Raw genomic sequence first — 18,143 nt, forward strand, 5'->3', positions numbered from 1 at the left:
GGGGGGTGACCCGACCGTCCCGCTCGGGAGCCCCGGTACCGGGAACCGCCCCACCCGCTCGGCGCGAGGGGGCGGTTCAGTCCGGCCGAGGCCGCTCACCGACGGATACGGCTACTTCTTGTCGATGGTGAACCGCGTCTGGATCATCGCCGAGCAGCGCTCTTCCCGTTCGCTGCTCACGGAGTAGATGTCGGGCGAGTCCCCATCGGTCCAGAACCCGGCCCAACAGTGGTTCCCGATGTACACGATGCCGACCTCGAAGTTGCCGGCCCAACCGCCGGCCGTCCGGTACTTCGCGCGGATCTGGGAGCCCGTGGTTTCCCAGTGCGAGCGACCGGCCCAGGAGGCGCTCTCGTGCGCCTTGATCGTCTGCGGCGGGTACGAGGCCCAATCCCCGTGGACGAGTTCGGTCGATACGAGTTCCAGGTCCTCGTCCGTGTTGTTGGTGATGCACGCGTGCGCCTGGCGCGCCACGCCGAGCGGCTGACCGCACACGTGGTCGGCGCGCACCTGAGGCGAGGTTTCCGCCGACGCGGACGGGGCGAGGAAGAACGGGATGAGCGACGTGGCCGCGGCCATGGCGACGGCGATCCTTCGTGACCTGCGCAAGGAAGGGTCCGTGGACGATTTCCCGTACCCACCCTCACCAGCTTCTCGGCGAGCGCGACGTCGGAAATCCGCCAGCGTGCTCGCGGTCGGTCGGGTAAGAATCCGCTCATGATCGCTGAAGCGCAGGGAATCCGTATCCGGCATCGCGGGTATGAACCGCAGGTCCATCCGACCGCCTACGTCGCCCCGACGGCAACGCTCGTCGGAGATGTCCGGGTGGGGCCGAGGGCGCGGGTGATGTACGGGGCGGTGCTCGATGCCGAGGGGGCTCGGATCGAGGTCGGGGAGGCGGCGGTGATCTGCGAGAACGCGGTGTTGCGGGGGTCCGCGGTCGCAGGGGATCAGCCGGTGCTTGTCGCCGATCACGTGTTCGTGGGGCCGCATGCCACGCTGCTGGGCTGCGAGGTCGGCAGGTGCGTTTATGTGGCGACCTCGGCGACGGTTCTGCAGGGCGCACGGTTGGGGGCCGGATCGGTCGTCGCTGTCGGCGCGCTCGTCCATGCGCGTACCGTTCTGCCGGACGAGTACTTCGTGCCGCCGCAGACCGTGGCGCTTGACGACCCGGTGCGGCTGCTGGCTCCTGGTGATCCGGGCCTGCCCGAGGCCGTGAGGCAGGTGGGCTTCGCGCAGGTGGCGTTCGGGGTCGACGCGGAGTGGACGGACCGGATCAGCCGGTACGAGCACATCGCGGAGGTGCGCGTCGCCGAGTTCGGCACGCACGCGGATGATGAGGTTCTGAACCTCGGCCACTCGACGTGAGGGGTGAGGCCGAGAGGCCGAGAGGCCACGGGACGGGTCGGACGATCAAGGAGACCATCGATGGATGCCGAGGAATGCGTGCGCCGCTACGGGCTTCGCCCCGTCGGCGCGGACCTCGACGAGATCCGCGCACTCCTCACAGAGCACACGGCGCGTGAGCGACGCGTCCAGGGCGCGGGCGACACTGAGTTGATGAGGCTCTGCTGCTTCCAGCTGTTCAGCAGCGGCGACCTCGACGACGTGCTCCTGATCTGGAGTGCGAAGCAGGCCAGCTTCGACGCGGCGTGCTCGATCGACATCGAGTTCCTGCTGGGGCACGGGCTCGACGCGACGAAGGCTCACCTCTCGGCCGACCCCGCGCCTTCTGCGACGGCGGCACTGGATCGGCTGCGCGAGCTCGAGGCGGATGGTGAATTCGAGGGCTTCTCCGTGGAGGAGCGCTCCGCCGACTACGACCGGTACTACGGCGACTGACGCATCCGCAGCGCCGGTCGGGCGTCCGTGATGAGGCCGGTGCCCGCAAGGCAGGCGGCGCCGCTGCCCCGGGCCGGCGTGGTCGGGTGGGGGGGTGCACGCGGAGGGCACGGGCGTGGGACGTTCGCCGTGCGGGTGGAGTGCGTGACGGTGGTGAGGGCCGGGGTCGCGGGGCAGGGGCGCGGTGGGTGACGTCGGTCAGGGGCGGAGGGTGTCGATGGCCTTTTCGATGCGGCGGAGGCGGGTGTCGGGGGTCTTGGCGCTTTCGATGGAGAGGACGTGCTGGCGTTTGCGGGTGTGGGAGAGGCTGTCGTAGGCGGCGCGGAGGAAGGGGTCGGCGTCGAGGGCGGCGGCGAAGTCGTCGGGTTCGGTGACGACGCGGGGCTCGGTGTCGAGTTCGAGCTCGACTTCGACCTGGTCGCCGGTTTCGACGCCGGCGGCCTCGCGGTTGGCTTTGCTGAGGCCGAGGAGGTGGCGGCCGCGCATGATGGCGACGCGGCTCTTCCAGGAGTGGCCGTTGACGGTGATCGTCACGGGCGGGCGGGCGCCGCCGCCGAGGGCTTCCACGACCTCGGGCGGGACTTCCAGGCCTCGCATGCGCTCGGGCGGTTCGACCTCGGAGCGGAACTTCACGATCTACCTCCTGTGGATCATCGGCGGGCTTGAGGATCGTAACGTCGGCGTTCTCCGGCTCGTCGGCACATCTCGGCAATGTCGTGGGTCAGTTCGAGTCTTCGCCTCCCCGCGAAGCCGGCCCGCCCCCGCCAGGACTCCCGGGGCCCGGGGCCCGCTGCCTCCGGACCCCTCCGGGCCCCACCGGACTCCGCCGGACCACCCGGACCCCACCGGACCACCCGGACCCCCGTTGATAGAAAACGCTTTCACAAACCCTGCGCGAAGCATTGACGAAACACCAACGCCCCCATAACTTCATGCCCGTTGCACTTCGTACGTCATATATGAGACGCGATACACGAGATCTGAGAGGCTCCATGGCCTTCGCTCCCAGCCCCATCCCGTCCCGGACCCAGTACGTCCTGGAAGCGATCAAGCACGACATTCTCACCGGGGGTCTCACGCCCGGCCAGGCGCTGGTGGAGACGGAACTCGCCGCGCGGTTCGGGGTGTCGAAGACTCCGGTGCGCGAGGCGCTGAAGACTCTCGCGGGCAGTGGGCTCGTGGTGATGAGCCAGTACAAGGGAGTGACGGTCCGGATGGTCGACGCGGACATGGCGCGCGCCGTGTACGACGTGCGGCTGTTGCTGGAGCCGGAGGCGGTGCGTCGTGCCGTCGCTTCGGCGGCTCCGCTCGACGCGGCGCGCGAGGCGTTGCGGAGGGCGGCGGGCGCGGAGGACACGGCCGAACGGTCTTTGGCCAACCGGGAGTTCCACCGGGCGCTCTACCTGCCCTGCGGCAATCCACTGCTCGGCAGGATGCTGGACGAGGTCCGTGACCAGGCCGCGCTGGTCTCCACGGTCGCCTGGGCGGCCGTTCCCTCCTGGGAGCGGGAGGCCGCTGAGCACGAGGAGATCCTGCGGCTGGCCGTCGCGGGGGACGCCGAGGGGGCCGGCCGGGCCGTACACGACCACATCGCCTCCTTCGTGGAGCGCGCGTTTCCCCATTCCACCTGAACCGCCGTAGCGCCCTGGCGCCTCGGTGCGCGGGTCCCTTACCCCCTGAACAGCGGGCGTGCGCCCATCCCGTGAGCGCGCCGCACGTGAGCGAACTGCGAGGCACCATGGAATTCGAGACTATGAGGGCCGCCCTCGCCGATGTCGTGGCGATCCCGGTGACCCCTTTCGGCGAGGACGGGACGGTGGACACCGCCGCCCAACGAACCCTGCTTCGGAAGCTGTTGGACGGAGGTGTGCGTACCCTCACCCCGAACGGCAACACCGGGGAGTTCTACGCGCTGACGCCCGAGGAGCGTCGCGGGGTCACCGAGGTGACCGTGGCGGAGGCGGGCGGGCGGGCCGTGATCCTGGTCGGGGTCGGGCATGACGTACCGACGGCGGTCGAGGCGGCCAGGCACGCGCGGGCCACCGGAGCGGACATGGTGATGGTTCATCAGCCCGTTCATCCGTACGTCTCCGAGAGCGGCTGGGTCGACTACCACCGTGCCGTCGCGGAGGCCGTGCCCGAGCTGGGCGTCGTCCCGTACATCCGGAACCCGCTCCTGAGCGGGGCGCGGCTCGCGGAGCTCGGCGCCGCCTGCCCGAACGTGGTGGGGGTGAAGTACGCGGTCCCTGACGCGGCCCGGTTCGCGGCCTTCGCGCGGGACGCGGGTCTCGACCGGTTCGTGTGGGTGGCGGGGCTGGCCGAGCCGTACGCGCCCGCGTACTTCGCGAGCGGGGCGACCGGGTTCACGTCCGGTCTGGTCAACGTCTCCCCCGCGCTCTCCCTGGAGATGCTGCATGCCCTGCGGGCCGGGGACTATCCGACCGCGATGAAGGTCTGGGAGCGGATCCGGCGCTTCGAGGAGCTGCGGGCCGCGAACGGGAGCGCCGACAACGTGACCGTGGTCAAGGAGGCCCTCGCTTCCCTGGGTCTGTGCCGCCGGGCGATCCGGCCGCCGAGCCGGGAGCTTCCGGAGGCCGAGCGGGCCGAGGTCGCGGAGATCGTGGGCGGGTGGCCGATATGAGCGGGGAGCCGGACGGCTCCGGCACCGACAGCACCCCCAGCCCCGACCCCGTCACCGGCACCGGCACCGGCACCGGCACCGGCCCCGCCCCCTGGAGCCGCCGGCTCCGCAGTCACCAGTGGTACGGCACCGACGGGCTGCGGTCGTTCAGTCACCGCGCCCGCACCCGCCAGCTCGGGTATCTGCCCGAGGAGCATCTCGGCAAGCCGGTGATCGCGATTCTGAACACGTGGTCGGACATCAACCCCTGCCACGTGCATCTGCGGGACCGCGCGCAGGCGGTGAAGCGGGGGGTGTGGCAGGCGGGTGGCTTTCCGCTGGAGTTCCCGGTGGCGACGTTGTCGGAGACGTTCCAGAAGCCGACGCCGATGCTGTACCGGAATCTGCTCGCCCTGGAGACGGAGGAGTTGCTGCGTTCGTACCCGGTGGACGGGGCGGTCCTGATGGGTGGTTGCGACAAGACGACGCCGGCGCTGCTGATGGGCGCGGCGTCGGTGGACCTGCCGACGGTGTTCGTGCCGGCGGGGCCGATGCTGCCCGGGCATTGGCGGGGGGAGACGCTGGGTTCTGGTACGGACATGTGGAAGTACTGGGACGAGAAGCGGGCCGGGCGGATCGGCGACTGCGAGATGGCGGAGTTGGAGAGCGGGCTGGCGCGCTCCCCGGGTCACTGCATGACGATGGGTACGGCGTCGACGCTGACGGCCGCGGCCGAGACGCTGGGCGTGACGGTGCCGGGGGCCTCGTCGGTGCCGGCGGTGGACTCCGGGCACGACCGGATGGCGGCCGCTTCGGGCCTGCGGATCGTGGAGCTCGTACGGAGTGATCTGCGGCTTTCGAAGCTGCTGACCCGGGAGGCGTACGAGGACGCGGTGGCCGCGGTGCTCGCGCTGGGCGGCTCGACGAACGCGGTGATCCACCTGATCGCGATGGCGGGACGGTCCGGGGTGAGGCTCACCCTGGACGACTTCGACCGGATCGCCCGTACGGTGCCGGTGCTGGCGAACCTGCGGCCCGGCGGGCGGTATCTGATGGAGGACTTCCACTTCGCGGGCGGCATGACGGGGTTCCTGTCCCGGCTGACCGACGTGCTGCACCTGGACCGGCCGACGGTGGCGCACGCGAGCCTGCGCGAGCAGCTGGCGGGGGCGCTCGTGCACGACGACGAGGTGATCAGGGACCGGGCGCGGCCGCTCGCGCCGGAGGGCGGGGTCGCGGTGCTGCGTGGCAACCTCTGCCCGGACGGCGCGGTGATCAAGCACATCGCGGCCGAGCCGCGGCTGCTGAAGCACACGGGGCCCGCGGTCGTGTTCGACGACTACCGGGCGATGCAGCGGACCATCGACGATCCGTCGCTCGGGATCACCGCCGACCACGTGCTGGTGCTGCGCGGCGCGGGCCCCAAGGGCGGCCCTGGGATGCCGGAGTACGGGATGCTGCCCATCCCCCGGTACCTCCTGGAGCAGGGCGTACGGGACATGGTCCGGATCTCCGACGCCCGGATGAGCGGGACGAGTTACGGGACCTGTGTGCTGCACGTGGCGCCCGAGTCCCATGTCGGCGGACCTCTTGCCCTCGTCCGTACGGGCGATACGATCACGCTCGACGTCGCGGCACGCTCCCTCCATCTGCACGTATCGGAGGAGGAGTTGGCCGGCCGTCGGGCGGCGTGGACACCACCGCCGGCGCGCTACGAGCGCGGTTACGGCGCGCTGTACATGGAGCAGATCTCCCAGGCCGACACCGGCTGCGACTTCGAGTTCCTGGCCCGGCCGGGAACGACCCCCGATCCGTACGCGGGCTGAGCCCGCCCGGCCGACCCGCCACGCCTTGCCTGTCCGAAATCTCGAACGTCGTTCGCGAAGCGCTTCACCGAGAACGGAGCCGCCGTCATGGCCTCAGCTGTGACCCCACCGCCCCCAGCCGTCGCGGCGCGGGCACGCCGTCGCACGGGAGCGACACCCCGCCGACTGCCGTACCTGCTGATCGCCCCGGCCGGACTGCTGATGCTGGGCTTCATCGCCTACCCGGTGCTCAGCGTCTTCTACTACAGCCTCCGGCACCACAACCCCACGAAGCCCTGGCGGAACGGGTTCGCGGGCCTCGACAACTTCACCCGGATCCTCACCGAGGACCCGCACTTCTGGGGGACGCTGACCTTCAGCCTGAAATGGGTCGTCGTCGAGGTGACGCTCCAGCTGCTCTTCGGGCTCGCGCTCGCGCTGATCGTGAACCAGACGTTCGTCGGCCGCGCCCTGGGCAGGGCCCTGGTGTTCTCGCCGTGGGCGGTCTCCGGTGTGCTGACCTCGGCGATCTGGGTGCTGCTCTACAACTCCCAGACGGGCATCAGCCGTTACCTGGCGGATCTGGGCGTGGGCTCGTACGGCACGTCGTGGCTCTCCGACACGGCGACGGTGTTCCCGGCGGCGATCGTCGCCGACCTGTGGCGCGGGGTGCCGTTCTTCGCCATCCTCATCCTGGCCGACCTGCAGTCCGTGCCGAAGGACCTGTACGAGGCGGCCGAGGTCGACGGGGCGGGCAGGGTCCGCCAGTTCGTCCACATCACGCTCCCGCACATCAGGGACGCGATCGTGCTCTCCACGCTGCTGCGGGCGGTCTGGGAGTTCAACAACGTCGACCTGCTGTACACGCTGACCGGCGGCGGCCCCGCGGGCGAGACGACCACGCTGCCGCTGTACATCGCCCACACCAGCGTCGACGCCCACAACTTCGGATACGCCTCCGCCCTCACCACGGTGGCGTTCGTGATCCTTCTCTTCTGCTCGATGGTCTATCTGCGCCTGAGCAAGTTCGGAGGCGACGGCAAATGACAGCCGAGTCCACCCTGAGCGCGGTCCCGGCCGCCCCCGCCCCCGGTACGCGGGCCGTCCCGCCGCCCGGGCGGACACCGCCCGCGCCCGCCCGGGGCAGGCGCCGGGCCTGGGACGAGGTGCCCCGCTGGCAGATCTACCTGCCGCTGGGCATCTACCTCCTCTTCACCCTGGTCCCCTTCTATTGGATCCTCCTGTTCGCGCTGCGGCCCGCCGGCTCCACCTCGCTCGTGCCGTGGCCGATGACCACCGCGCACTTCGAGAAGGTGTGGAACGAGCGCGGCTTCGGCGTCTTCTTCCAGAACAGCCTGCTCATCGGCGTCGCGGTGCTCGTGATGACGACGGTCGTCGCGCTCGCCGGGGGTTACGCGCTGGCCCGCTTCGACTTCCGGATCAAGAAGGGCTTCATGCTGGCCCTGCTCTGCTCCCAGTTCGTGCCGGGCGCGCTGCTCCTCGTACCGCTCTTCCAGATCTTCGCCGAGCTGCGGATGATCAACTCGCTCGGCAGCGTCGTCATCGCCGAGACGGTGTTCCAGCTGCCGCTGTCGATGATCCTGATCAGCGGCTTCATCAGGAACGTGCCGTACTCCCTGGAGGAGGCGGCCTGGGTCGACGGCTGCAACCGGTTCCACGCCTTCAGGATCGTGGTCCTGCCGCTGCTCAGGCCGGGCCTGGTCGCCGTCGGCTCGTTCGCCTTCGTCCACGCCTGGAACCACTTCCTGTTCGCCCTGATGTTCCTCAGCAGCCAGGACAAGCAGACCATCCCGGTCGGGCTCAACACCCTGATGGGCGCCGACAGCGTCGACCTCGGCGCGCTCGCCGCCGGCGGGGTCATCGCCGCCGTCCCCGTCGTCGTCGTCTTCGCCTTCATCCAGAAGTGGCTGGTCACCGGCTTCAGCGCCGGGGCGGTGAAGGGATGAACGGCATCCACACCAGCAAGGAAGACATGAACTCCGCACGCACCCCGCTGCCGGTCGTCCTCGCGGGCGCCCGCGGCCACGGCCGCAGCCACCTCCTCAACATCCGCCGCCTCGAAGAGCGCGGTCTTGTCCGGCTCGCCGGCGTCTGCGAACTGCGCCCGCTGGACGCGGCCGAGCTCGACGGCATCGGAGACCCGGAGCAGTCCGCCGACTTCGAGGCCCTCCTCGCCTCCACGGGCGCCCGGATCGCCGTGCTCTCCACCCCCATCCAGACCCACACCGACATGGCGCTCGCCGCCGCCCGGCACGGCGCGCACATCCTCCTGGAGAAGCCGCCCGCCCCCTCGTACGCGGAGTTCCGCAGGATGGCCGACGGCGTCCGGGCGGCCGGCGTGGCCTGCCAGATCGGCTTCCAGTCGCTCGGCTCGCACGCGGTCCCCGCGATCCGCCGCATGGTCGAGGAGGGCGCCATCGGCGAACTCCTCGGGGTCGGCGCGGCCGGCGCCTGGGTCCGCGACGAGGCCTACTTCCGCCGCGCCCCCTGGGCCGGCCACCGGCGGCTCGACGGCGTCGACGTCGTCGACGGTGCGCTCACCAACCCCCTCGCCCACGCCGTCGCCACGGCCCTCGCGCTCTCCGGCTCCACCCGCGCCGAGGACGTCGAGCACATCGAGACCGAGCTGTTCCACGCCCACGCCATCGAGTCCGACGACACCTCCGCCGTACGGGTGGTCACCTCCGCCGGCACCCAGATCACCGTCGCCGCCACGCTCTGCGCCGCGCGGTCCTCGGAGCCGTACGTGATCGTGCACGGCAGCCAGGGCCGGATCACCTTCTGGTACCGGCAGGACCGGGTCCTCGTGCAGCGCGCGGGGCACGGGCCCGACGAGACCGAGTACGGCCGCACCGACCTCCTGGAGAACCTGGTCGCGCACGTCACGGACGGCGAGCCGCTGTGGGTGCCGCCGTCCGCGACCGGCGCGTTCATGCGGGTCGTCGAGGCGGTACGCACGGCCCCCGACCCGCTGCCCGTGCCCACCGCGCACTGGCGCGCCGAACCCGGCGAGAGCGCGCCGCGCCGGGTGGTCGACGGCGTCGACGCGCTGGTCGACGCGAGCGCCGACGGGCTGCGGCTCTACTCCGAACTAGGCGCCGCCTGGGCGCCCTCGCACCGGGCGGGGGTCCGATGAACCCCGAGCCGCCGACCGTACTGCGCTGCGCGGGCCGCACGGTCGCCCGCTACACCACCCGGCCCGACCTGGCCGCCGACCACTCCCCCCGGCCGTATCTGCACCCCGTCACCACCCTCGCGGGGCGCGTGGTGACCGAGACGCTGCCCGCCGACCACCCGCACCACCTCGGAGCGGGCATCGCCGTGGCCGACGTCGCCGGGCACAACTTCTGGGGCGGGCGCACCTTCGTCGAGGGCCGCGGCTCCGTCGCGCTCGACAACCACGGCGTGCAGCGGCACGACGGCTTCAAGCTCCGCGACCCGGACGGCTTCGTCGAGGACCTGACGTGGACGGCGGGCGGCGAGCGGCTGCTCCGCGAGCACCGCACCGTGGCCGCCGCCGCCCTCACCGACGCCGCCTGGGCCCTCGACCTCACCTTCTCCCTCACCAACACCTCGGGCCGCGACCTCTCCGTCGGCAGCCCCGCCACGAACGGCCGCCCCGGCGCCGCGTACGGCGGCTTCTTCTGGCGCGCCCCCAAAGAGGCGGCCGCACCGGTGGTGTTCGGCCCGGACGCGGACGGCGAGGAGGCCGTGCACGGCCGCGCGGCGGACTGGGTGGCGCTCGCCGGCGACGGCTGGACGCTGGTGTTCGCCGGGGCGACCGGGCCGACCCGCGGCGACCCCTGGTTCGTCCGCGCCGCCGAGTACCCCGGCGTCGGCTCCTCCCTCGCCCACACCGCCCGTCTCGCCGTGCCCGCCGGGGAGACCGTCGTACGCCGGGTGGTGACCGTCGTCGCCGACGGCCGCCTCGACCGGCCCGGGGCCGCGGCCCTCGTCCGCAGGGCGGTGGTCTCGTGACGACCGCCACCGGTGACCTCGGGGACGGCACGTACCGCAATCCCGTCCTGGCGGCCGACTGGTCGGACCCCGACGTCGTGCGGGTGGGCGAGGACTACTACCTCACCGCGTCGAGCTTCGGCCGGGCGCCGGGGCTGCCCCTGCTGCACTCGCGTGACCTGGTGAACTGGACGCTCGTCGGCCACGCGCTCGAACGCCTGGAGCCCGCGGCCGCGTTCACCGTGCCCCGGCACGACCGCGGAGTGTGGGCGCCCTCCATCCGGCACCACGACGGGCGGTTCTGGATCTTCTGGGGCGACCCCGACCACGGGATTCACCAGGTCAACGCGGCCTCGGTGCGGGGCCCTTGGACCGCGCCGCACCTCGTGAAGGCCGGGCGCGGCCTCATCGACGCCTGTCCGCTGTGGGACGAGGCCTCCGGCGAGGCGTACCTCGTGCACGCCCTCGCCAAGTCGCGCGCCGGGGTCAACAACCGGCTCGTCGGCCACCGGATGAGCCCCGACGGCACGAAGCTCCTCGACGAGGGCCGGGTCCTCGTCGACGCCGACCTGATACCCGGCTGGTTCACCCTGGAGGGCCCCAAGCTGTACGTGCACGACGGCTGGTTCTGGATTCTCGCCCCGGCCGGGGGCGTGGCCACCGGCTGGCAGGGCGCGCTGCGGTCACGGTCGTTCGAGGGACCGTACGAGGAGCGGATCGTCCTGTCCCAGGGCGACACCGACGTCAACGGACCCCACCAGGGCGGCTGGGTGCGCACCCCGCGGGGCGAGGACTGGTTCCTGCACTTCCAGCAGGCGGGCGCGTACGGCAGGGTCGTCCACCTCCAGCCGATGCGCTGGGACGGGGACGGCTGGCCGGTGCTCGGTGACGGCGGATCCCCGGTGCGGGTGCACCGCAAGCCGGACCTGCCGGAACAGACCGTCGCGCGTCCCGCGGTGGACGACACCTTCCCCGGCGGGCGGTTCGGCCGCCAGTGGCAGTGGACCGCCAACCCGGAGGACGGCTGGGCCACCCTGCACGGAGGCGACGGACTGCGCCTCGCCTGTGTCCGTACGGAACGCCTCGACGACCTGCGCGGTGTGCCGCACGTCCTCACCCAGCGGCTGCCCGCCGGCGCCCGCCTCGTCGAGGTCGGGCTACGGCTCGACAGCGAGGCACCCGGCGCCCGCGCCGGCCTCGCCGTCCTGGGCGACGCCTACGCCTGGATCGGCCTGGAACGCGCCCCGGACGGCACCGCCCACCTCGTCCACCGCTTCGCCCCGGCCGACACCCCCACGGAACGGGACGCGGCACCCCCGCGGCCCCTCACCACCGACCGCGTCCTCCTGCGGATCGAGGTCACACCGGACGCACGGTGCCGGTTCTCGTACGCGCGGGGCGCGGCGGAACCGGTCCGGCTAGGGCCGGAGTTCACGGCGCGGCCCTGGCGGTGGGTCGGCGCGCTGCTCGGCCTGTTCGCGGGCGCGCCGGTGGGCGCGGGGCACGCCGGGACGGCCGTGTTCTCCGCCTTCCGCGTCACCGCCTGAACGGCACCGGCACCTGGCCCTCCGGGGCCCCCGCTCCCCCGCACCGTTCACCCCGAGTCACCCCGAGTCACCCCGCACCACCCCGCGTCACCCCGAAGCACCGAGAGAAGAGAGCCGACGATGACCATCTTCCACGGCGGACGCCGCAGAGCCGCCCTCGCCCTCGCCCTGTCCGGCGTCCTCGCCCTGACCGCCACCGCCTGCGGTGACGACGGCAGCGGTGCGGGCGGCGACAAGGGCACCGAGGGCTCGGGCAAGGGAAAGATCACCTTCTGGGACAACAACGGCGGGGTCCGCACCGAGGTCTGGAAGGAGATCATCGCGGACTTCGAGAAGGCGAACCCCGACATCGACGTCGAGTACGTCGGGATCGCCTCCAAGGAGGTGCAGTCGAAGTACGACACGGCGATCCAGGGCGGCGGGCTGCCGGACGTCGGCGGAGTCGGCGCGGCGATGCTCGCCGGGATCGCGGCGCAGAACGCCCTGGAGCCGCTGGACGCCCGGATCGAGGGCAGCCCGCTCAAGGGGAAGCTGAACGCCGGGATGGTGGCGAGCGTGAAGGCGGCGGGCGGCCGGGACAAGCTGTTCACCGTCCCCACCTCCGCGAGCAACGGCGTGCTGTACTACCGCACCGACCTGTTCGAGGCGGCCGGTCTCGAAGAGCCGTCCACCTGGTCGAAGTTCTACGCGGCGGCGGAGAAGCTGACGGCCGTCGACAAGAACCGTTTCGGCTACACGATCCGCGGCGGCGCCGGCTCCATCGCCCAGGCCCTGGACGCCATGTACGGCCAGAGCGGCATCACCTCGTTCTGGAACGGCGACCGGACGACGGTGAACGACCCGAAGAACGTGGCGGCCCTGGAGAAGTACGCCGGCCTGTTCAAGAGGACCACCCCGGCCGCCGACGTCAACAACGACTTCACCAAGATGGTCGCCCAGTGGGACAGCGGCCAGATCGGCATGCTGAACCACAACCTCGGCTCGTACAAGGACCACGTGAAGGCGCTCGGGACGGAGAAGTTCCGGGGCATCCCCAACCCGACCCTGGACGACGGCACCCGGGTGCAGGTCTCCAACCCGGTCGACGGGCTCGGCCTCTTCTCGTCCGGCAAGAACAAGGCCGCGGCGTGGAAGTTCATCGAGTTCGCCGCCTCCCACGAGTCCAACAGCAAGTGGAACGAGTCCGCCGGCGCGATCCCCGCCAACACCGAGGCCGCCGCCGACCCCTGGCTCGGGAAGGCCGAGCCGACCAAGCTCGGCGCCGAGGTCCTCTTCAGCGGCAAGGCCACCATCGTCGAGCTGCCGTACTACCTTCCCGACTGGAACACCCTCTCCAAGGCCGACAACGAGCCCGCCTTCCAGAAGGTCCTCCTCGGCAAGTCCACCGCCAAGGAGTTCCTCGACCACTTCGCCGAGCAGCTGAACGCCGCCCAGGCCGAGTGGAAGCAGCAGAACCGGTGAGCGTCGGCCGACGCCAGGTCGTCACGGCCGGGGCGGGCCTCGCGCTCGCCCTGGCCGGGGCGCCGGCGGCCCAGGCGACGACCGGGAGGCCCCGTACGCGGACGCTGTTCGTCGCGGGGGACTCGACGGCCGCGCAGAAGTACGCGGACGCGGCGCCCGAGACCGGCTGGGGCATGGCCCTGCCGTTCTTCCTCCACCGGGAGATCACGGTCGCCAACCACGCGGTCAACGGGCGCAGCACCAAGAGCTTCCTCGACGAGGGACGGCTCGAACCCATCCTGGCGGCGATCCGCCCCGGCGACCCGCTACTCGTCCAGTTCGGGCACAACGACGAGAAGGCCGCCGACCCCACCCGCCACACCGAACCCTGGACGAGCTACCAGGACAACCTGCGCGTATTCGTCGAGGGTGCGCGGTCCCGGGGCGCACTGCCGGTGCTCGCCACTTCGGTGGAGCGGCGGAAGTTCGCCGCGGACGGGACGGCGCTGCGCACGCACGGCGCCTATCCGGCGGCGATGCGGGAGGTGGCGGCCGAGTCGGACGTGCCGCTGCTCGACATCGAGGCGCTGTCCCTGGCCCTGTGGCAGCGGCTCGGTCCGGAGGCCACGAAGACGTACTTCAACTGGACGGCGACCGAGCAGGACAACACGCACTTCAACCCGCCGGGGGCGATCGAGGTGGCACGGATGGTCGCCGCCGAGCTCCTGCGCACCCATGTCCTGGCGCCGAGGGAGACCCGGCGCCTCGACGACGCGATACCCACCGCCCTGATCACCTGGCCCGTCTCCGAGGAGAGCAGACCGTGAACCGACGCAAGCGACTGGGAGTGGTGGCCGCGACCGCCCTCGTTCTGACCGTCACCGCGCCCGCGGCGGGCGCGCACGCCGGCCACCGGCCCGGCGGCGACCCGGCCCGTGCCACCCTGCCGGCCGGGGACGGCTGGGCCTCCGACGGCACCGGCACCACCGGCGGATCGGCCGCCGACGCCTCGCGGGTCTTCACCGTCAGCACCTGGGAGGAGTTCCGGGCCGCGCTCGCGGTGCCCGGCACCGCGCCGCGGATCGTGAAGGTCGTGGGCACGCTGGACGCGACCGCCGCCGGCTGCTCCGCCTTCGAGGCACCCGGCTACGACTTCGCCCGCTACCTCGCCGCCTACGACCCGGCCGTCTGGGGGTACGAGAACGCGGTCAGCGGCCCGCAGGAGGACCTGCGCCTCGCCTCGGCCGACGCCCAGGCCCTGGCCGTCAAGGCGAAGGTCCCCGCCAACACCACGATCGTCGGCGTCGGGCGGAACGCGGGCATCACCGGCGGCAGCCTCCAGGTCCAGGGCGTCGACAACGTGATCGTCCGCGGCCTCACCCTGGAGAGCCCCCTCGACTGCTTCCCCATGTGGGACCCGAAGGACGGATCGACGGGCGCCTGGAACTCCGAGTACGACAGCCTGGTCGTGTACGGCTCCACCCACGTCTGGATCGACCACAACACGTTCACCGACGGGTCCCACCCGGACAGTTCGCTGCCCTCGTACTACGGGGAGGTCTACCAGCGGCACGACGGGGAGCTGGACGTCGTGCGGGGCGCGGACCTCGTGACCGCCTCCTGGAACGTCTTCACCGACCACGACAAGACCCTGATGATCGGCAACAGCGACGGCGCCGGCGCCACCGACCGGGGCAAGCTCCGCGTCACCCTGCACCACAACCTCTTCGAGAACGTCGTGGAGCGCGCGCCGCGGGTCCGCTTCGGCCAAGTCGACGCGTACAACAACCACTTCGTGGTGCCGGACGGCTCGTACGTGTACAGCCTCGGCATCGGCCTGGAGTCCCGGCTCGTCGCCGAGAAGAACGCGTTCACGCTCGCCTCCGAGGTCCCCGCCGGGAAGATCCTGAAGAAGTGGAAGGACGCACCGGTCACCGTCGCCGGCAACTACGTCAACGGCGCCCCGGTGGACCTGCTCGCCGTCCACAACGAGCAGTACCCGGCCGAGACCCTGCGCGCCGACGCGGGCTGGACCCCCGTCCTGCGCACCCGGGTCGACCACCCCCGGGCCGTCCCCGCCCTCGTCGACCACCTGGCCGGCGCCGGCCGGCTCCGCTGACCCCCGGCTTCCCAGGAGGACCCGCATGCCCGCGCACTCCACCGGAGCGGGGGCCCTCGGCCGCCGCTCCCTGCTCACCGCCGGCGCAGGCGCCGCACTCGCCCTGGCCCTGCCGGGCGGGACGGCGACCGCCGCCGCACCCCACCGCGACCCGAGACCGTTCGGCCGCTTCGGCTCGCCCGCGGCCCGTCCGACCGGGCGGACGCTGTACGTGCATCCCGGCGGCCTCGGCGACCACACCACCGTCCAGGCGGCGGTCACCGCGGCCTCCGGCGGCGGCTGGACCCTGGTCCTCGCCGCCGGCACCTACCGCGAGACCGTCACGGTCGGCCCGGCCCGTACGGACATGACGTGGCTCGGCGCGACCGGGGACCCCCGGGACGTCGTCGTGGTGTACGCCAACGCAGCCGGCACGCCCCGGCCCGACGGCGGCACGTACGGCACGAGCGGCTCCGCGACCACCATCGTCCAGGCGGACGGCTTCACCGCCCAGGCCGTCACCTTCGCCAACGACTTCCTCCGCACCGACCTCCCCGGGAACCCCGGCACCCAGGCCGTCGCGCTCAAGGCGCAGGGCGACCGATCGGCCTTCTTCCACTGCCGGTTCCTCGGCCACCAGGACACCCTGTACGCCGACTCGACGTCCCTGACCGCCGTCGCCCGCCAGTACTTCGCCCACTGCCACGTCGAGGGCGACGTCGACTTCGTCTTCGGGCGGGCCCGCGCGGTCTTCGAGCACTGCCACTTCCGCACGCTGCTCCGCACCGACCTGGCCACGGCCCCGCACGGCTTCGTCTTCGCCCCCTCCACCGCCCGGGCCAACCCGTACGGCTTCCTCGCCGCCCACTGCCGGGTCACCGGCGAGGCGCCGGACGGCTACTACAAGCTGGCCCGGCCCTGGGTGCCCGGTTCGGACCCCACCGCCTGGCCCTCGCTCGTGGTCCGCGAGAGCGTCCTCGGCCCGGGGATCGACTCCTCCGCCCCGTACGCGAACATGCGCGAGGCCTACCCCTGGCAGGCCCAGCGCTTCGCCGAGTACCGCAACACCGGCCCGGGGGCCGCGCTCCCCGTCCCGGAGAACCGCCCCCAGCTCGACGCCGCCCGGGCCGCCACCGCGACCCGGACCGGCTACCTGGGCGACTGGGCCCCCCGGCGGCCCCGCGCCTGACGCCCACGGCCGAACCACCCGGACCCCCAGGCAGGGGTCCGGGTGGCTTCCGTGTTCACGGGCGCAGGAGCGGGAAGTGCGCCTGGTCCCAGAGGGCGCGGAGGACGGCGTGGGGGTCATGGCTGTCGTGCGGGGCTTCGGCGTCTTCGGATGTCCGCCACAGCCGGACCCGCCGGGTGGTCTCGTCGTACGAGGGCCAGCCCGGGTCCCCGGTGGCGGCGAAACGGGCCCAGGCGTCGACCATGCGGTCGGACAGGGCGTGGTCGGCGGGGGTGGGGGCGCCGCCGATGAGGAAGGCCGCGTAGTCGCGGTCGATGGTGCCGAAGGCGAAGGGGACGTCGGCGCAGTGCCAGGCGCGGACGGGGCCGTCGGGGCCGGTGCGGCGGCGGTCGAAGCGGGCGAGGTACGCCCGGCCGCCGGCCCGTGCGTGCCGCTCGGCGAGGCGTTCGGCGTAGGCGCCGAACAGGAGGTCGCCGAAGACGGCGAGGTAGACGTCGAGCACGGGGGCGTCGGGCAGTTCGGCCCGGTAGCCGTCGACGAGACCGTCGGGGAGGCCGAAGTAGGCGGCGAATCGGTCCAGTTGTCCGTCGGTGGTCACCTTGGCGCTGCTGCCGACGGCGTCGAGGAGCCAGTACTCCTCGGTGGTGTGGCAGACGAGGAGGTCGATGCCCTCGGCCGCGCCGGAGGCCATCCCGGCGAGGGGGTCGACGGGCAGGACGTCGTCGTCGAGGACGGGGGCGTAGAGCGAGGGGTCGTAGTGGCGGGAGCCCGATGAGGGGTCGTTCCGGTAGGCGTCGACGACCCGGTCGGCGGCCTCGACCAGGTCACGCGGGCTCGCGGCAAGGAGGCCCTCGGCGGTGGCGGGGCGGCCTGCGGCTGCGGCGATCTCGCGAGTGGTGGCGGCCGCGATCTCCCGCGTGTAGCAGGGGCTTGCGGGGCTGTGGACGATGGCGCGGTGGAAGAGGCCGCGGGCGCGGTCCATGACCGTCAGGCAGGCGACGGAGGCGGCGCCGGAGGACTGGCCAGCGAGGGTGACGTTGCCGGGGTCGCCGCCGAACGCGGCGATGTTGTCGCGGATCCAGCGCAGGGCCGCGATCTGGTCGAGGAGGCCCCGGTTGTCGGGGTGTTCGCCGCGCTCGCCGTTCTCGCCGTTCTCGCCGTTGCCGTCTTGAGGTATGTGTCCGAACCCCTCGAAGCCGACGCGGTAGTTGAGGGTGACGACGACGAGGCCCGCGCGGGCCAGGACGGCACCGTCGAAGTCGGGCTGGGCGGAGGAGCCGAAGGTGTAGGCGCCGCCGTGGATCCAGACGAGGACGGGGAGGGCGCCGCCGGCCGGAGCCGGGGCCGGGGTCCAGATGTTGAGGGTGAGGATGTCCTCGTCGCCGGGCGACCAGCCGGGGGCGCCGGGCAGCTCGGCCGACTGCGGGGAGATCGGGCCGAAGGCCGCACCGTCCCGCACTCCGCTCCAGGGCGCGGCCGGGCGTGGCGCCCGGAAGCGGTCGGCGCCGAACGGCGAGGCGGCGTAGGGGATTCCGAGCGCGGCGACGACGCCGGTGGACGCCCGGAAGCCCCGTACGGCACCGTTCGTCGTCTTGAAGATGTCCATGGACGGAGCCTCCCATCA

General features: G+C 72.3%; 17 protein-coding genes. 14 read left to right on the top strand and 3 right to left on the bottom strand.

Going from position 1 to position 18,143, the window contains the following annotated elements:
• Nucleotides 1-111 precede the first annotated feature (111 nt).
• On the bottom strand, nucleotides 112-579 hold the full coding sequence (locus ACZ7G1_RS28895) for a hypothetical protein (RefSeq protein WP_470871765.1): 468 nt from the start codon (nucleotides 577-579) through the stop codon (nucleotides 112-114).
• A 138-nt stretch (nucleotides 580-717) separates the two neighbouring features.
• Between ACZ7G1_RS28895 and ACZ7G1_RS28900 the strand changes: the two genes are divergently transcribed.
• Entirely contained in the window at nucleotides 718-1,368 is a 651-nt protein-coding gene (locus tag ACZ7G1_RS28900; protein ID WP_470871767.1) for a gamma carbonic anhydrase family protein, read from the top strand.
• Nucleotides 1,369-1,428: 60 nt separating this feature from the next.
• Nucleotides 1,429-1,842 carry a hypothetical protein gene (locus ACZ7G1_RS28905; protein ID WP_470871768.1) on the top strand — a complete coding sequence of 138 codons (414 nt, stop codon included), beginning with the start codon at nucleotides 1,429-1,431 and terminating at the stop codon, nucleotides 1,840-1,842.
• Nucleotides 1,843-2,040: 198 nt separating this feature from the next.
• On the opposite strand, the gene ACZ7G1_RS28910 is transcribed toward ACZ7G1_RS28905, so the two are convergent.
• Nucleotides 2,041-2,475, bottom strand: a complete 435-nt coding sequence (locus ACZ7G1_RS28910) for a YdeI/OmpD-associated family protein (RefSeq protein ID WP_470871770.1) — start codon at nucleotides 2,473-2,475, stop codon at nucleotides 2,041-2,043.
• A gap of 359 nt (nucleotides 2,476-2,834) precedes the next feature.
• On the opposite strand from ACZ7G1_RS28910, the gene ACZ7G1_RS28915 reads away from it, so the two are divergent.
• The 12 genes from ACZ7G1_RS28915 (at nucleotide 2,835) to ACZ7G1_RS28970 (ending at nucleotide 16,519) form a co-directional block, all read left to right on the top strand.
• Nucleotides 2,835-3,473 carry a GntR family transcriptional regulator gene (locus ACZ7G1_RS28915; RefSeq protein WP_470871772.1) on the top strand — a complete coding sequence of 213 codons (639 nt, stop codon included), beginning with the start codon at nucleotides 2,835-2,837 and terminating at the stop codon, nucleotides 3,471-3,473.
• Nucleotides 3,474-3,580: 107 nt separating this feature from the next.
• Nucleotides 3,581-4,483: a dihydrodipicolinate synthase family protein gene (locus tag ACZ7G1_RS28920; protein WP_470871774.1), complete on the top strand. Its 903-nt coding sequence runs from the start codon at nucleotides 3,581-3,583 to the stop codon at nucleotides 4,481-4,483.
• Nucleotides 4,480-6,288: an L-arabinonate dehydratase gene (gene araD, locus ACZ7G1_RS28925; RefSeq protein ID WP_470872007.1), complete on the top strand. Its 1,809-nt coding sequence runs from the start codon at nucleotides 4,480-4,482 to the stop codon at nucleotides 6,286-6,288. The genes ACZ7G1_RS28920 and araD overlap by 4 nt, the downstream gene beginning before the upstream one ends.
• 87 nt (nucleotides 6,289-6,375) lie before the next feature.
• Nucleotides 6,376-7,314, top strand: a complete 939-nt coding sequence (locus tag ACZ7G1_RS28930; RefSeq protein WP_470871776.1) for a carbohydrate ABC transporter permease — start codon at nucleotides 6,376-6,378, stop codon at nucleotides 7,312-7,314.
• On the top strand, nucleotides 7,311-8,234 hold the full coding sequence (locus ACZ7G1_RS28935; RefSeq protein WP_470871778.1) for a carbohydrate ABC transporter permease: 924 nt from the start codon (nucleotides 7,311-7,313) through the stop codon (nucleotides 8,232-8,234). The genes ACZ7G1_RS28930 and ACZ7G1_RS28935 overlap by 4 nt, the downstream gene beginning before the upstream one ends.
• A 26-nt stretch (nucleotides 8,235-8,260) precedes the next feature.
• Nucleotides 8,261-9,424: a Gfo/Idh/MocA family protein gene (locus ACZ7G1_RS28940; RefSeq protein WP_470871779.1), complete on the top strand. Its 1,164-nt coding sequence runs from the start codon at nucleotides 8,261-8,263 to the stop codon at nucleotides 9,422-9,424.
• Complete coding sequence (locus tag ACZ7G1_RS28945; protein WP_470871781.1) at nucleotides 9,421-10,266, top strand: DUF6807 domain-containing protein; 846 nt, start codon at nucleotides 9,421-9,423, stop codon at nucleotides 10,264-10,266. Before ACZ7G1_RS28940 ends, ACZ7G1_RS28945 begins: the two co-directional genes overlap by 4 nt.
• A complete protein-coding gene (locus ACZ7G1_RS28950) occupies nucleotides 10,263-11,792 on the top strand; it encodes a glycoside hydrolase family 43 protein (RefSeq protein ID WP_470871782.1) in 1,530 nt (509 codons plus the stop codon). Before ACZ7G1_RS28945 ends, ACZ7G1_RS28950 begins: the two co-directional genes overlap by 4 nt.
• Before the next feature lie 120 nt (nucleotides 11,793-11,912).
• Nucleotides 11,913-13,253 (top strand): ABC transporter substrate-binding protein, encoded by a 1,341-nt coding sequence (locus tag ACZ7G1_RS28955; RefSeq protein WP_470871783.1) that lies wholly within the window; start codon nucleotides 11,913-11,915, stop codon nucleotides 13,251-13,253.
• Nucleotides 13,250-14,059, top strand: a complete 810-nt coding sequence (locus ACZ7G1_RS28960; RefSeq protein ID WP_470871784.1) for a rhamnogalacturonan acetylesterase — start codon at nucleotides 13,250-13,252, stop codon at nucleotides 14,057-14,059. The genes ACZ7G1_RS28955 and ACZ7G1_RS28960 overlap by 4 nt, the downstream gene beginning before the upstream one ends.
• Complete coding sequence (locus ACZ7G1_RS28965) at nucleotides 14,056-15,351, top strand: pectate lyase family protein (protein WP_470871785.1); 1,296 nt, start codon at nucleotides 14,056-14,058, stop codon at nucleotides 15,349-15,351. Before ACZ7G1_RS28960 ends, ACZ7G1_RS28965 begins: the two co-directional genes overlap by 4 nt.
• Before the next feature lie 25 nt (nucleotides 15,352-15,376).
• Complete coding sequence (locus ACZ7G1_RS28970; protein WP_470871787.1) at nucleotides 15,377-16,519, top strand: pectinesterase family protein; 1,143 nt, start codon at nucleotides 15,377-15,379, stop codon at nucleotides 16,517-16,519.
• A 55-nt stretch (nucleotides 16,520-16,574) separates the two neighbouring features.
• Here the strand turns inward: ACZ7G1_RS28970 and ACZ7G1_RS28975 are convergent, their stop codons facing one another.
• Entirely contained in the window at nucleotides 16,575-18,125 is a 1,551-nt protein-coding gene (locus ACZ7G1_RS28975) for a carboxylesterase/lipase family protein (RefSeq protein WP_470871789.1), read from the bottom strand.
• Between the last annotated feature and the right edge of the window lie 18 nt (nucleotides 18,126-18,143).

The sequence above is a fragment of the Streptomyces sp. NPDC037273 genome (assembly GCF_055603625.1).

Bases quoted from the DNA above. Each gene is read 5' to 3' on its own strand.
- ACZ7G1_RS28945 (WP_470871781.1), top strand. From the start codon at position 9,421: ATGAACCCCGAGCCGCCGACCGTACTGCGCTGCGCGGGCCGCACGGTC.
- ACZ7G1_RS28975 (WP_470871789.1), bottom strand. From the start codon at position 18,125: ATGGACATCTTCAAGACGACGAACGGTGCCGTACGGGGCTTCCGGGCG.
- ACZ7G1_RS28930 (WP_470871776.1), top strand. From the start codon at position 6,376: ATGGCCTCAGCTGTGACCCCACCGCCCCCAGCCGTCGCGGCGCGGGCA.
- ACZ7G1_RS28900 (WP_470871767.1), top strand. From the start codon at position 718: ATGATCGCTGAAGCGCAGGGAATCCGTATCCGGCATCGCGGGTATGAA.
- ACZ7G1_RS28955 (WP_470871783.1), top strand. From the start codon at position 11,913: ATGACCATCTTCCACGGCGGACGCCGCAGAGCCGCCCTCGCCCTCGCC.
- ACZ7G1_RS28915 (WP_470871772.1), top strand. From the start codon at position 2,835: ATGGCCTTCGCTCCCAGCCCCATCCCGTCCCGGACCCAGTACGTCCTG.
- ACZ7G1_RS28935 (WP_470871778.1), top strand. From the start codon at position 7,311: ATGACAGCCGAGTCCACCCTGAGCGCGGTCCCGGCCGCCCCCGCCCCC.
- ACZ7G1_RS28920 (WP_470871774.1), top strand. From the start codon at position 3,581: ATGGAATTCGAGACTATGAGGGCCGCCCTCGCCGATGTCGTGGCGATC.
- ACZ7G1_RS28940 (WP_470871779.1), top strand. From the start codon at position 8,261: ATGAACTCCGCACGCACCCCGCTGCCGGTCGTCCTCGCGGGCGCCCGC.
- ACZ7G1_RS28895 (WP_470871765.1), bottom strand. From the start codon at position 579: ATGGCCGCGGCCACGTCGCTCATCCCGTTCTTCCTCGCCCCGTCCGCG.
- ACZ7G1_RS28970 (WP_470871787.1), top strand. From the start codon at position 15,377: ATGCCCGCGCACTCCACCGGAGCGGGGGCCCTCGGCCGCCGCTCCCTG.
- araD (WP_470872007.1), top strand. From the start codon at position 4,480: ATGAGCGGGGAGCCGGACGGCTCCGGCACCGACAGCACCCCCAGCCCC.
- ACZ7G1_RS28905 (WP_470871768.1), top strand. From the start codon at position 1,429: ATGGATGCCGAGGAATGCGTGCGCCGCTACGGGCTTCGCCCCGTCGGC.